This window comes from Enterococcus sp. DIV1316a (genome assembly GCF_050536915.1).
Lineage (GTDB): Bacteria > Bacillota > Bacilli > Lactobacillales > Enterococcaceae > Enterococcus > Enterococcus faecalis.
This window is the reverse complement of the sequence record NZ_CP172913.1, coordinates 1,904,570-1,917,183: the sequence shown is the minus strand read 5'-3', so window position 1 is coordinate 1,917,183 and position 12,614 is coordinate 1,904,570. Positions and strand designations below refer to the sequence as shown.

Below are 12,614 nucleotides of genomic sequence, written 5' to 3'. Positions count from 1 at the left end.
TACACCTCCGTTATTTTAGATTGCTGTACTGGTTGTTAATGATATTTAGTTCATGTCTAAAATGAGTAATGGCATTAGATATTGCAATTAGCCCATCGTCAGAAAACTTATTTGATTCAGAAGAATTATCCCTAACTTGATCTGGTAGCCATTCAGTTTCAATTAAGTTTAAATTTTCTAAAATTGAAAAGGTAAGATAAGAAATATCTCCTTCTGTGTAGTTTGTGACAACATCAGTAAAAATATCGCTAATCTTTTTAGTATCATAGTGTGTTAGTTTTTTTTTACGGCAAATTTCCAGTGTCTTATAAAAGATATCTTTTTTCTTTTCTATATCTAAATTTTTAAATAGACTAGCTGTTACAGGTCTATTTGAAAATTTTAGGTAATCATAGAGTGATAAATCTGTAGAACTAAATTCATTTTGAATTAATGTATCACCATTTAGAATCAATCCTGAAAGGTAGCTGTCAAATGATCCAAACAAGAGTTCCTCAATACTAATATTCCCTATTTTGGCTATTTTTTTTAAACTTTCATCATTAGGACAAAATTTACCTATTTCCCAATCGTAAACAGTTTTTCTGTCCATACTCTTATTTTTAGAGACAAGTATACCAAAGTCTACTTGAGTCAATTTTAATTCTTTACGAATTTTTTTAATTCTCTGACCTCGGTGTTTGTCTCTGTCATTGGAAGTTAGAGGAAGTGAGTTAGTCATATTATCATCTCCTTGTAAATAGTATACAATATAACAGGGTGTTTGTAAATGCCCTGTTTTTCGTTTTTGAAAAATAGCATAATGGATACTAGTATTTCAAAATGATTTAATTTAAATAGAAATCAATTAAAAAAGGGTGTTTACAAACACCCTTTTTTATGTTATAGTAATCATGTAATATATAAAGAAGCTTACAGCACAGACTTTCAATGCTTCTTGTCTAATTAAAGTTTTTTTACTTTATTTTGATGAGAGGGGGAGTCTGTGCTTTTTTTGTGATTTTAAAAAGAGAGATACAGAAAACTAATGAAAGGATGGAATTTATGTTAACAGAAGACATAACAATTGATAGTGTCATTACTAAGACAGTTCAACAAGTGTTGGAAGGAGAGATTGAAAAGTTAAAAGAGGATATTTCTTTAAACACATTGAAAAGATATATTTCTGAGTATGATCTAGCTGTTACTAAAATTGATGGTGTTCAAAGAATTTCTAAATCTGACCTAGATGCTTTTATGTTAAGTCATAGAAGTTAGCTTGAAGGTACTTTTTAAAAAAGAACACAAGGGTAGCTATTCAAGGGGCACGCCCCTTAAAAAACCTGTAAAAAGCTGAGAAAACCACTCAGCTTTCAATTCTAACTTCTATTTCAGTACCAATTTAAAGAAACTCAAAAATAATCAAATATACAAAGAATTTTGATTTAGATTAAAAGATTAGTAGTTAAGTATACTGAGAAATTTTCAGAAGAGATTAAGATGAAAGAGGATTCCGAAGAGTGTTTTATAACTATATAATGCCCAATAAAAATACAAACTTGGACAATTAAGGAGAAGATTATGAATAAAATTGAAAATAATGAGAAATTACTAGATAGAAAAGTATCACCAATGGAAAAACATGTAAGAGATTTACAAATTGTATGGGTTCACTTTTTTAAGTTAATTAAGCCATATATTCAAACTTATGTTTATGAAGCGCATTATTCTACGTCTGTACCTCTTAACATGCCTAAATATAAAGATACATACGATATGTATGTAGCCTCTTTATGGACGGAATATTGTAGAAGAGCGAAGCTACTGGAAAAAGACAATAAAGATATTTGGGAATTTCATCTATTATTACAGGGAGAATCTGAAGAGTCAATGAAGTTGAAATATAATATGTTGAAAAATTCAGAGAGAAATTTAAAAAGAGAACTAATGCTTGGGAATGGATATAGAAGAAAGTCTAGTGAACAGTTAGCCAAAGAAAAAAAGGAGAAGCTTGACTATTATAGAGTGATGAGTCCAACTCACAATGGAATGGGTGTAGACATTTTTTCTCATGAAGATATATTTACCAATGAATATGAACTTAAATTGAAATTAAGTTCAAGAGATATATTGAGCGTAGAAAATAGCTATAATAATGTAACTGATTATATGAAAGAGATAGAAACCGTTGAATTACTAGAAGAGTTGATAGAATCAGAAATTCTGAAAACAAGGGAAAAACAGCTTATATTGGATTTGGTATTACTTGACGAAGACAGTATATGCGAGAAACATAAAATTTCTAAGGAAACCTTCAAAAAAAGAGTATATAGGTTGGAAATCAAAGTAAAAGACATTCTTCAACAAATGAAGGAGAAAAATATATAACTTATTAATTGATTTTTTGGAAAATAACATTGGAGATGAGTCAATCTAGTTTTAAAGTCTAAAGATCACCCTTTTTAACTAGCTGGGTGATCTTTAAACTCGTTTCGTTCCATTTCTTGCCTTTTTAATAACCTCATATAGTCTAAGGTTTTAACTTTATCCTCGGGTGATAAGGAGCGATACAAAGCGTTGAAATCGTCATCTGCTATTTCTGTTTGCCTATCAATAAAATGGCTTAAAGGGACTCCCAGAGCCTTTGAAAGTGCTTGTAAATTTTCAGTTCGAGGCTCAGTAACTTCATTTTCCCAACGAGCAATAGCTTGCTGAGAGGCATGGATTTTCTGAGCAAGTTGTTTTTGAGTCCAACCTAATTTTTTTCTGTTTTCTCGTATGGTTTTAGCATATTGTTTCATTTAATCTATCCCTCCGACACTTATACTATACAACAAACTGTTGTTTATTCTTGTTAAAAATGGTGTTTAATCACATATAATTGTTGAATTACTACAAATTGATGTATATAATGTTTGTGAGGAGGAAGAAGATTATGAAAGAGAAAAGAAGACTTAGTTTGTATAGAGAAGCAAAAGGGTATTCTCAAATTGAAATAGCTGAGAAGATGTCTGTCACTCAGCAGTCAATTAGCTCATGGGAAACTGGTAGGACAGTACCTAAACCTTACCAAATGAAGCTATTATCGCAAGTGTTAGAAGTTGATATGGATGAGCTCTTTTATGATATTTTTAGTATAAATAGGGAGGAAAAAACAAATGTATTGTAGAAATTGTGGAAGTCAAATGGAGGAATCAGCAAAGTTTTGCCCATCTTGTGGCGCATCTCAGGAAAATAAGGAGTTATACACAGAACAAATAAGCCCTAAGATAGAAAAATCGCTCAGTGAAGTTAAAATCCAGATTAGTAAGGGAAAGCAAAGTGGAAATCTGTATAAGATTGCTGGGTGGATTTCAGTTGCCATCTCACTCCTATTTATTCCTGTATTATTTGGTGCTATTGGAGTTATTATGGGATATTTGTATAGAGAGCATGATGAAAAGCATGGGACTATTTTAATGATTGCAGGAGTTGCAGGTGGTATTCTAGGAACACTTCTGGGCTTATCATCTGGATACTGAGGAGGTCAAAAGATGGCAAAAATATTAGGTGGAATAGGTCTTGTTTTTTTCGCAATTGCAATAAGAAAACTTCTCAAAACGCATCATCATCCAAAAGATAGAAGAATAATACTGATAGTGGGAGGCTTGCTATTATTAGGTTGTTTTTCAATGATTTTTAGCTCAGGGAGTATGACAGAAAAAGAATATATACAAGAAGTTTCGAACATATTTGCTGGTTGTGACGAGAAAATTAAACAGACAGATGTAGATTCAGATGATAGTCTAAAGGATACTGCGGACTATTTAAGCAAACAGATGAAAAAGCTTGATGGTATCAAACCTCCCAGTACTTTACCACAAGAAATTAAGGATTCCCATGAAACACTCTACAAGGGGATGGATAGAATTAGAACGGGTATATTGAAATATGATATAGAAACAATTCAAGAAGGACAAAGGCTTGTTTCTGTTGCATCTATGCCTTACACTGCTTATATAGAAAGAAATCCAGATAAATTTGATAGGGAGTAACAGAATGAAAAAAGTATTGGTGTTATTAGCTCTACTAACCACTATTTTGATGGCATCCTGTCAAAATAAAAAAGAACTACCTAGCTCATCTACCTTTAGTGAAACATCTGACAGTCTTAGTTCTGTAAAAGAGAGCTCTGTCAGTAATTCTTCAACAGAAGATAAGATAGTTGAGGAGATGTTATGGAAGGCTGATAAGGATAAAAAGCTTAATGACTTTATGAATACTTGGGGACAAACAATGAATCAGACGTATAAACAATATAGTCCACATAATAATGTTGATTTATACGGTTTGCAACTCCCTGACTCGGTTCTGAATAACAATAAGTGGCAGGCGGTTATTGGTAACACGCCAATAGTTTTAAACTGGTCAGAAAGTGGTGAAGAAGAATCAGGTTATTCTTTAGTAGCTGTTTATTCGGATGCGGAGGCACAAGATCATTTATCGAAGCATGTTTACTTCTTTACTATTAATTCGGGAGTACCCAAAGTGTTAGTAACTAGTCAGAATCAAGGCAATCCGAATAATTATTTATACTTTAAAGAAACGGAGAATAAAGAGCTTAGAGATGGTTTTAGTAATATTGTGAATAGTAGTGTAGCTTTTGATGATGTCAAATCAAATTTTACCCAAGATGAACAGCTCAGTTACTTTATCAGCAACTATGATCAATTGCCTTATAAAGGCTATCTAACGACTGAAAATGGTGGCAATGGTACAAGGATTAGTTATTATGTTGATGAGTCTATTCCAAATGATAAGCAATCTATATCAGAAGCAATTGAACATCTGAAAGCAATTAGCCTATCTGTTCAGCAGAAGGTGGGAGAGGGGATAACAGTAAGCTTAAAAGAGCCACTGGAAACGGAGTACACCCTTACCCTAATTGATGGACAACCAATTCAAGCTAATCATATCTTTGGTAGAATGATACAAGGAATTGAATGAATAGGATAGAGAACCCCCACCCCGTTGTTATTTGACCGTACTAAGGGTACCCTTTAAATGAGCTACAGTGCTCACTTAGGGTACTCTTTTTTTGACTTTTGCAAAAGGTTAATAAATTTTGATACATGAAACGAAATGAAACACGGCTTTATAAACATTGATATAATAGGGTTTCTGCGTTTCATATATAAATGAAACGGAAAATAGTTTTTGGCTGAAAATCCTTAAAAAGTACTACATAGTTGTGGCAGTTATTGCAGATGAAACAGATCTACAATTATTTCAGGTTGTAATACTCATATGAAATATTTGTATAATGTTTAATATCTATAAGTTTTTATTGTTAATTGATTGAGTAGATGCAGAATAAGCTACTCATGAATTAGGGCTTTAGGAGATATTTTAATATAGAGATAGGTCACTTCTATTTTTTATCTAATACACTTAAATAATTAATTATATATCTTATGCTTAGTATGATACAATTTATTATAGATAGGAAATTAACAATTGGAGTGAATAAAATGTCAAGTTACAGAGTCATGAATTTAATACTTAAAAATGGGGAAATATCGAATAAATTGGAAAAAATTCATGTTAATGTATTAGAGAATAATCCAGTCACCTATATTTACTATAATCTTAAAACTAAAAAAATTTATGTTGGAGAGACTAATGGCTTCAATAGAAGACACTATGAGCATCTGATTGAAAGCAATCCGAAAGTGGATTATAGAGATTATACAAATTGCTTAGTCATATACTCCAGTCTATTTGATAAATCGTCCATTCTGGATTTGGAATCATTAATATTGAACTATATGATTGCTGAATCTGATATGACAAAATTTGTATTAGCTAATGGAAATAATGGACAAACTGAGTTGGTATATAAAAATAAGGAAGAAATATTAACAGAAGTTTTTAATAAATTATGGAATAATGAATTGTATACACTGGGGTTAGTAGATAATCCTAATGTTGAAGAGTTAAGAGAAAGACTTCTGTTTAAGTACTCTCCTTTTAAACAGCTATCATTTAAGCAAAAAGAAATAGTTGATGAAATTGAAAAAAACATAACAAAAAAATACTTAATTGAAGCACCAGCAGGTTCTGGTAAGTCAGTTCTATTTACAAACTTAGCTTTTTCCTTAGCTGAAGTGTATCCTGATTTAAGAATAGGTTTGATAACAACAGGAAATTTAACTAAACAATTTAATTTGATATTTAAGTCGATCGGTCTGAACAATAGATTAATAGTAAAAACAGGTTCTCAACTAATAATGGATGCAAAGAAAAATGAGCAAAAATACGATATTATTATTGTAGATGAAGCTCATAAATTGAAAAAATACTATAGAAAAGGACATCCGAATGCAAGAAGACATCTTGATGAAGGTGATGATGAGATCACTCTTCTTGAAAAACTAACAGATGGATTAGTTCTGTTATATGATCCATATCAAGGTATTAAACCTCAGAATATTAGACCTGCAGAAATAAGAAGCCTTACGAGTGATTATAAAAAAGTTCGTTTAATGCAACAGTTTAGAATCGGAGGAGATAGAGATTTCTCAGGAGAAGATTTTTTAAAAGGCATATTATACGGTTTTCAATTAAGTAATGACAAAAGTTTTAATTCTAAAGTTTTTAAAGATGACTATTTTAAAATTGTAGCCACTTTTAAAGAAGTTATTGACTATGTTGATGATTATTCTCACGCTTATCCAGAAACGACCAATAGACTGATTGCTGGTTACTGCAGAGAGTGGGTATCAAATACTGGGAAAAAAGAAAATAAAGGTAAAAAATTTGAAGAATTGCCATACGATTGGAATATAGATGGTATACAAAAAAGATGGAACTCTACTTATGAAGATTGGGTAAAGAAACCAAACTCAGAAAAGGAAATAGGTTCAATACATGCAATTCAAGGATATGATCTAAACTATTCCGGAGTTATAGTAGGCAATGATATAACAGTAAAAGATGGAAAAATTGTGGCGGTTCCAGAAAACTACAAAGATATCGGCGGGACACCTTTAAAAGAGGGATTTAATTTATCTGAATTAACAGAGTATATATTAAATATTTATTATGTACTACTTTCAAGAGGTATTGATGGTTGTGCTGTTTACTTTGAAGATAAAAATGTAGAGAAACTAGTTAAAGAACGAGTGGGATTATAGGAGGGATAGATTATGGAGGACTTAATAAAAAAAATTAATCAGTTTAGAGATGACAGGGACTGGAGACAATTTCATAATGCTAAAGACCTAGCATTATCAGTTTCTCTTGAAGCTTCAGAATTACTGGAAAACTTTCAATGGAAGTCGAGTGAAGAAGCAATAGCCGATGATTTAGAAAATATTAAAGATGAGATTGCTGACGTGATGATTTATTGCTTGATGTTAGCTGATGATTTAGGTCTGAGTGTTGAAGAGATTATAAAGAATAAGATTAAGAAGAATGGTGAGAAGTATACTATAGAAAAGAGTAAAGGTACTAATAAAAAGAGGAGTGTTGAATAATTATGAATAGTGAATTTTCAGAAGAAGAAAAAATAAAGTATTTTGACGAGATATGCGAAAAGTACTATCGAAAAAATTTTGGTTTAACATCAAAATCTGAGATGGATTTACTAATGTTCAAATTTTTCTATCAAAATAAACTTAAAAGAAAAAAAAGTGGTGATTTCAATGCGGATTCAGATTATCTTTTAAGTAAAGAGTTGGGTATAACGCAAAGCAGAGTAAGAAATCTCAAAATAAAAAAAGAACTTGTGTATCCTGAACAGAATTATAATTGGAAAGAACAATTTTTAAATTTAATAAGTTTTGCTCAATATGATGAGCAAACTAAAAAAATAATAATGAATATACCAGACCCTAATTTACAAATTGAAATTGAAAATCATATTGAACAAAGAGGACTATTTATAGAGAGGCAACTCAATTCTAAATTACTACAAATTAGAGTGGAATACTTTATTGAATTGGTTATTTCATTAGATGAAAACATAAGTCAAGACAAATTAGTAGAAAATATGAAAGCTCAAATTAGTGAATTAAGCTCGGTAGATAAAAAAATAATGAAGAAAGGATTTGGAAAAGTGATAAAAGAAAAAGGGATTAGTGCTATAGAATTGCTAGCTGCTATAGTTACGATAGCTCCAGCGGTTCAGCCGATAATAGCAATGATTAATCAAAACTAATTAACGGTTATATAAAAAATAATGTTTTTATTTCATAAAACATTTATAGTTTTTTTATTTTGAAATCACAAGAATGAAGGCTTCATTTTAATATTGAGTAAGAAGTTGGGCTATCTAGATTAGTTTACGGATGTGTTTGATATATGAACATATGTTTTGCAATCAACCTAGATAGAGAATAATTAGAGAAGAGGTAGTTTTATGAAGATAAGTGAAATATATGGACTAGGGAGAACGCAAAATGAACTTGATTTTGTAGATATCGATACTGAAAATGATATGCCTTTATTTTTAGATCCGTACTTCCTTTCAATCAAAACTGACAGATGGTCTATATCAGCACATAGAACTCTTGAAAACTTTTTCCAATATATGTTGAATCTATTTAGAGATAAAAAAATAGAAGAAGCAAGGAGAAATTTTAGATTTTCAGAGCCAAATGAAACATGTTTAGGATTATCAAAATCTGGAACACTAGGAAAAAGTCTTGGAGACAATGATGCAACAAAACTGTTTGAATATATTGTTGAAAGTGGAGCAATGGATAACGGGCTTATCTCACATGTTAATGACATAAAAATATTTGTTGACAACATATCTCATGATAAAATTTCTGATTTAACCACCAATATTATTAGAAAGCATTTAATTCAGTACACTCAAGATCAATGCACTCTTCATGGAATAGAGCTCACCAAGTCAATAGCCACTAGGGAATACTGGGATATACAGAAAAGAGATTGGGTTAACAGTTACGAAGATATGCTTGTAATTAATGATAAACCTATTTTGTTAGTTCCAAAATCTGTGGTATGCAGAAAAAAAGGCTATGTATATGATTCTGCTCAATATGCAAGGCATTTTGTTTTGAATTTTTTAGTTAGTGAAGAACTTCGGATGAATACAAGTTTAGTAAATGAGAAGAAATTGAAAGATGGTAATATAAAAAGGACAATAAACAAAGAAGATGTAGCCTCTAAATATGGTGCTTACAGAAAAGAATTTTTAAGAAATTTTACCAGTGATCATCCAGAGTTTTATGATGACTTTAAGAATAATACAAAAATGAAAATAGCTTCATTAACAAATGAAGAAATTATAAATAATTATAGTGACGATTTTTACTTGCGGATAATCGATAATTTAATTGATGGTTTTAGTAAAATAGGAAAAGGAGCTAAAGATGCTAACAGATTTCATGAACATATAATTGCTACAATGACTTTTCTTTTTTATCCCAACCTCATAAATCCAGTAAAAGAGCTAGAAATTCATGATGGAAGAAAACGCATAGATTTAGTTTATGATAATGCTGCTGAAAATGGCTATTTCTTTAACCTTTCTACTGTGAAGGATATTCCTTCAGGATATATATTTGTAGAATGTAAAAATTATACGAAAGACATTGCTAATCCAGAGCTTGATCAATTAAATGGACGTTTCTCACCTAATCGTGGAAAAATGGGATTCATGGTATTTAGAGATTGTAATAATGAAAAGGCTTTATTTAAAAGATGTTCAGATTATTATGATGACAATAAAAATTTGATTGTTCCTTTGCAAGACAAAGATTTTATCAATGTTCTAAATTCTTTGAAAGAAGAATTTGATAGAGATACTAATTTACCTCAAGAAAAAATGTTAAATTTATTAACTAAGAATATAATTTTATCCTAGTGAATAAGTTGATTTAAGAATATTAAATAGTTTAATTACAGAAATGTTGATAAAAAGTTAAGAGTTGTCTTATGCCAAGGTTTTGTTTTTGAAGATGAAGATGAAGTTATTTTTAGTAGCCCACAAGAAATGTATGAAGACTACAAGAAAAAGAAAATAAAGGGCGTATTGGATTATCAGACAGATATATTAACAGAATACTTTGACTGTATTGGAAAATAATTTTACGCCAAAAATTTACATGGGAAAAGATTTTCAAGTTAATAAAAAAAGTCAATCTTAGCAGACTGACTTTACATTAAGTATTGCTCCCAATAACATATACAAAATTGACCAGATTTTGACCATCTTAATTTGACAATCAATTATAATTATTGACTCATTGAACTACTATGAATCATCTTAATTGTTTAATTTGACAATGCATGACACTGATTGAGAAGTCGATTCCAATATGGAAGGCAGTGTGGGGTAAAACGTTTTCTGTCAAACAATGCTGGTAAAGAGAGATTGTAGAATCATGTCGAATCCAGAGGAGAAAATCCTCTGGATTTTTTTATTTGGTTTGTATGGTTTGTCCTTTTTGAACATTCGAATAGGAATAATTTAATGCATGATGAATCTGTGTTTGGTATCAAAATACGTTGGATTTCGTTTATGAATGGCATACAAAAAGTCTTTATACAACAACGTCTTGTGTTAACTCAATGCTGTAGAAAAGTAATCTGTCCACAAGCGCTGTTTCGGTTAAATAAGTTTTAAACGAAGGGCGCCAACAGCAGTTTAAACTATCCAAATTTTCTTGATATTTTTGTAATAACTTCCAATATTTTTTGAGGTGTTTTCCTTATCGTTTTTCAGCTAAACTTGAACTTTTGGATAGGCGTTTTGTCCAAATGATTCGATGATTTCGAAAGGTCCGACCGATGTGATGAACGATATGGAAGCAATCAATGATGAGCTTCGCGTTAGGAAAGCATTTCTTCACTAGAGAAACACAAGGTACGTACGTATCTTGGTTGCCATTTAAAATGATAAAGCGCATGGCTCCAGAAATCTGACAAACGGTTGGCAAGGTTGTTTTAAAAGCATTCAACTATGTCATGTTCATACAGACAACATATTTTTATGATACTGGAGGGAGTTAGATGGTTAATGATAATAATGGAATAAAAGTTGAAGTCTTAATAAATAATTTACTAGTAGAAAGAAATATGTCTCTAAGAGAACTTGCACATTTATCAGGAATAGAGCCTTCAAATTTAAATAATTTTACTAATGGTAACAGAAAATTTACTTAGAGCATATTGAACGGACTGTAGATGCTTTGGAGATGATGATATCTCGAAGATTTTGAAGTTAAGTAAGAAATAATATTATTGATAAATCAAGGTAAGGTAGAGGTGTTGATTTTCCAGTAAAGAGAGAAACAAATTGATTGCTACGCAACGCTAGATTGGTGCAGCGATTCCTCCATAATGAGCTTGGATATGATATTGGAGGGCAGCATTAACTTACAGCCCGCTAGTTATCGTAACCAATGAGGCTCGCTGTCGATGACAATCGGTGATAGGGGATATATGTCAAAAAAAATCATTAGTTTGTATTGATTCTAATTAATATGAAAATAACATGGGATGAATAATTTATAAAGTATCTTTAAAATAGAAATTTTAGTATATCGGAAAATCTAATAAATATTATGATAAACAAGATTTTTTTTTTGAAATCTAGTATAATAAGTTGTGAAAGATTATAAAAATGTGAAATAGACATTAAAAATAATGTATTTAGAGTGTAAAAAAAACAGTTTTGAGAATGTTTAATCGTTTTGGTTATCGTAGTCATTTATAGATTTTTTTAGAGTTATATAAATACTGAATTTTCTGATATAAATTTAAAGAAAGTAGGTGGTTATATGTCCAATGATAATAAATCCTGGGAAGATTTGAATGTCAGGAATGCGACTTTAGTATGTGGAATTACTGACTCAGAATTGAAAGAAATTTTAAGTATTTTTGATATTCTGTATCCGCTTCAGCAAATTAGATCAGTATATGAAATAACTGAAGAAATAAATACAGAACTACTTGAATTTCTTACCTATGATAATTTAAAAGAATGTCTTGTCAATAATCAGAAATCAACTCATGAAGTGTTACGTACCGCCAATAAATTAATTTTAAATTATTGCACATCAATTAAGTTATTAGTGGAAAAAGTAGAGTATTTTTCTAAATGTAATGCTGTTCAGGCTCAAAAATTTAGGACTCTTTTTTCCAATATATATGATAAAGAATTAACTTATAGATTTTTAATGCGACTTAGAAATTATATCATTCATAATGAGATGCCGTTTTCTATCTGTAGAATTGGTTCGAACAAAACTAATATATATATCGATAGAAGAGAATTATTAAAGTGGAAGAAGTGGAATACTGTAAGGAAAGATATTGAAGAAATGGCTGATGAGATAAACTTGTATCCTTTTATATCTACAATGAGGAGCTTAATGTATACAATTTATATAAATATTTTAGCCTATTATGCTGACGGTCTTTTCGAGTCATATTTAAAGTATGGGGAACTCTTAAAAAAATATAAGTCTGAAGATTTATTGTTTTCAAAAAAAACGTTTGATGAGATTAGTAGTGAAGGAAACGAAGGAAATATAATAGCTTTGCCAATAGGGAAACTTACTGACTTTATAAAAGAATTAGAAAAAGTTCCTAATATAGAAATTTCCTACAAGTAATGT

14 protein-coding genes and 1 pseudogene are annotated in these 12,614 nt (G+C 30.4%); 12 read left to right on the top strand and 3 right to left on the bottom strand.

The genetic code is table 11. The features are described 5' to 3' along the window. Positions 1 to 10 precede the first annotated feature (10 nt). Positions 11 to 721, bottom strand: coding sequence for a helix-turn-helix transcriptional regulator (locus IGL56_RS09135; RefSeq protein ID WP_129235127.1), 711 nt, complete (start codon positions 719 to 721; stop codon positions 11 to 13). Positions 722 to 1,044: 323 nt separating this feature from the next. Here IGL56_RS09135 and IGL56_RS09130 point away from each other — a divergent pair, with 323 nt between their 5' ends. Then, a complete protein-coding gene (locus tag IGL56_RS09130; protein WP_430599748.1) occupies positions 1,045 to 1,257 on the top strand; it encodes a hypothetical protein in 213 nt (70 codons plus the stop codon). 303 nt (positions 1,258 to 1,560) lie between these two features. Next, a complete protein-coding gene (locus tag IGL56_RS09125) occupies positions 1,561 to 2,367 on the top strand; it encodes a hypothetical protein (protein ID WP_429861319.1) in 807 nt (268 codons plus the stop codon). A 74-nt stretch (positions 2,368 to 2,441) separates the two neighbouring features. Here the strand turns inward: IGL56_RS09125 and IGL56_RS09120 are convergent, their stop codons facing one another. Then, positions 2,442 to 2,780, bottom strand: a complete 339-nt coding sequence (locus IGL56_RS09120; protein WP_129235122.1) for a helix-turn-helix domain-containing protein — start codon at positions 2,778 to 2,780, stop codon at positions 2,442 to 2,444. A 134-nt stretch (positions 2,781 to 2,914) separates the two neighbouring features. Here IGL56_RS09120 and IGL56_RS09115 point away from each other — a divergent pair, with 134 nt between their 5' ends. The 8 genes from IGL56_RS09115 to IGL56_RS09080 all read left to right on the top strand — a co-directional run bounded on the left by IGL56_RS09115 (position 2,915) and on the right by IGL56_RS09080 (position 9,856). Beyond that, positions 2,915 to 3,148, top strand: a complete 234-nt coding sequence (locus IGL56_RS09115) for a helix-turn-helix transcriptional regulator (RefSeq protein WP_129235120.1) — start codon at positions 2,915 to 2,917, stop codon at positions 3,146 to 3,148. Next, positions 3,138 to 3,500, top strand: a complete 363-nt coding sequence (locus IGL56_RS09110; protein WP_087664859.1) for a zinc-ribbon domain-containing protein — start codon at positions 3,138 to 3,140, stop codon at positions 3,498 to 3,500. The genes IGL56_RS09115 and IGL56_RS09110 overlap by 11 nt, the downstream gene beginning before the upstream one ends. A gap of 12 nt (positions 3,501 to 3,512) precedes the next feature. Next, on the top strand, positions 3,513 to 4,013 hold the full coding sequence (locus tag IGL56_RS09105) for a hypothetical protein (RefSeq protein WP_429861320.1): 501 nt from the start codon (positions 3,513 to 3,515) through the stop codon (positions 4,011 to 4,013). A gap of 4 nt (positions 4,014 to 4,017) precedes the next feature. Further along, positions 4,018 to 4,965 carry a DUF4767 domain-containing protein gene (locus IGL56_RS09100; protein WP_429861321.1) on the top strand — a complete coding sequence of 316 codons (948 nt, stop codon included), beginning with the start codon at positions 4,018 to 4,020 and terminating at the stop codon, positions 4,963 to 4,965. 524 nt (positions 4,966 to 5,489) lie between these two features. Then, the gene (locus IGL56_RS09095; protein ID WP_429861322.1) at positions 5,490 to 7,154 is read left to right on the top strand and encodes a DNA/RNA helicase domain-containing protein; all 1,665 of its coding nucleotides are present in this window, start codon (positions 5,490 to 5,492) and stop codon (positions 7,152 to 7,154) included. A 12-nt stretch (positions 7,155 to 7,166) separates the two neighbouring features. Beyond that, the gene (locus tag IGL56_RS09090) at positions 7,167 to 7,496 is read left to right on the top strand and encodes a nucleotide pyrophosphohydrolase (RefSeq protein ID WP_429861323.1); all 330 of its coding nucleotides are present in this window, start codon (positions 7,167 to 7,169) and stop codon (positions 7,494 to 7,496) included. 2 nt (positions 7,497 to 7,498) lie between these two features. Further along, on the top strand, positions 7,499 to 8,179 hold the full coding sequence (locus IGL56_RS09085) for a hypothetical protein (RefSeq protein ID WP_101698827.1): 681 nt from the start codon (positions 7,499 to 7,501) through the stop codon (positions 8,177 to 8,179). Between the two features lie 201 nt (positions 8,180 to 8,380). After that, positions 8,381 to 9,856 carry a hypothetical protein gene (locus IGL56_RS09080; RefSeq protein WP_101698828.1) on the top strand — a complete coding sequence of 492 codons (1,476 nt, stop codon included), beginning with the start codon at positions 8,381 to 8,383 and terminating at the stop codon, positions 9,854 to 9,856. Positions 9,857 to 10,703: 847 nt separating this feature from the next. Here IGL56_RS09080 and IGL56_RS09075 read toward each other — a convergent pair. Continuing rightward, positions 10,704 to 10,901 carry a transposase gene (locus IGL56_RS09075; protein WP_225792602.1) on the bottom strand — a complete coding sequence of 66 codons (198 nt, stop codon included), beginning with the start codon at positions 10,899 to 10,901 and terminating at the stop codon, positions 10,704 to 10,706. Between the two features lie 103 nt (positions 10,902 to 11,004). Between IGL56_RS09075 and IGL56_RS09070 the strand changes: the two are divergent. Together IGL56_RS09070 and IGL56_RS09065 are read left to right on the top strand one after the other, a co-directional pair. Then, a pseudogene (locus IGL56_RS09070) lies at positions 11,005 to 11,230 on the top strand (helix-turn-helix domain-containing protein). Positions 11,231 to 11,774: 544 nt separating this feature from the next. After that, positions 11,775 to 12,611 (top strand): hypothetical protein, encoded by an 837-nt coding sequence (locus IGL56_RS09065; protein ID WP_002356772.1) that lies wholly within the window; start codon positions 11,775 to 11,777, stop codon positions 12,609 to 12,611. Positions 12,612 to 12,614 lie beyond the last annotated feature (3 nt).

What these genes read in the sequence shown, in the direction of transcription:
- IGL56_RS09135 (WP_129235127.1), bottom strand. Translation starts at nt 721, where the DNA reads ATGACTAACTCACTTCCTCTAACTTCCAATGACAGAGACAAACACCGA.
- IGL56_RS09130 (WP_430599748.1), top strand. Translation starts at nt 1,045, where the DNA reads ATGTTAACAGAAGACATAACAATTGATAGTGTCATTACTAAGACAGTT.
- IGL56_RS09125 (WP_429861319.1), top strand. Translation starts at nt 1,561, where the DNA reads ATGAATAAAATTGAAAATAATGAGAAATTACTAGATAGAAAAGTATCA.
- IGL56_RS09120 (WP_129235122.1), bottom strand. Translation starts at nt 2,780, where the DNA reads ATGAAACAATATGCTAAAACCATACGAGAAAACAGAAAAAAATTAGGT.
- IGL56_RS09115 (WP_129235120.1), top strand. Translation starts at nt 2,915, where the DNA reads ATGAAAGAGAAAAGAAGACTTAGTTTGTATAGAGAAGCAAAAGGGTAT.
- IGL56_RS09110 (WP_087664859.1), top strand. Translation starts at nt 3,138, where the DNA reads ATGTATTGTAGAAATTGTGGAAGTCAAATGGAGGAATCAGCAAAGTTT.
- IGL56_RS09105 (WP_429861320.1), top strand. Translation starts at nt 3,513, where the DNA reads ATGGCAAAAATATTAGGTGGAATAGGTCTTGTTTTTTTCGCAATTGCA.
- IGL56_RS09100 (WP_429861321.1), top strand. Translation starts at nt 4,018, where the DNA reads ATGAAAAAAGTATTGGTGTTATTAGCTCTACTAACCACTATTTTGATG.
- IGL56_RS09095 (WP_429861322.1), top strand. Translation starts at nt 5,490, where the DNA reads ATGTCAAGTTACAGAGTCATGAATTTAATACTTAAAAATGGGGAAATA.
- IGL56_RS09090 (WP_429861323.1), top strand. Translation starts at nt 7,167, where the DNA reads ATGGAGGACTTAATAAAAAAAATTAATCAGTTTAGAGATGACAGGGAC.
- IGL56_RS09085 (WP_101698827.1), top strand. Translation starts at nt 7,499, where the DNA reads ATGAATAGTGAATTTTCAGAAGAAGAAAAAATAAAGTATTTTGACGAG.
- IGL56_RS09080 (WP_101698828.1), top strand. Translation starts at nt 8,381, where the DNA reads ATGAAGATAAGTGAAATATATGGACTAGGGAGAACGCAAAATGAACTT.
- IGL56_RS09075 (WP_225792602.1), bottom strand. Translation starts at nt 10,901, where the DNA reads ATGCGCTTTATCATTTTAAATGGCAACCAAGATACGTACGTACCTTGT.
- IGL56_RS09065 (WP_002356772.1), top strand. Translation starts at nt 11,775, where the DNA reads ATGTCCAATGATAATAAATCCTGGGAAGATTTGAATGTCAGGAATGCG.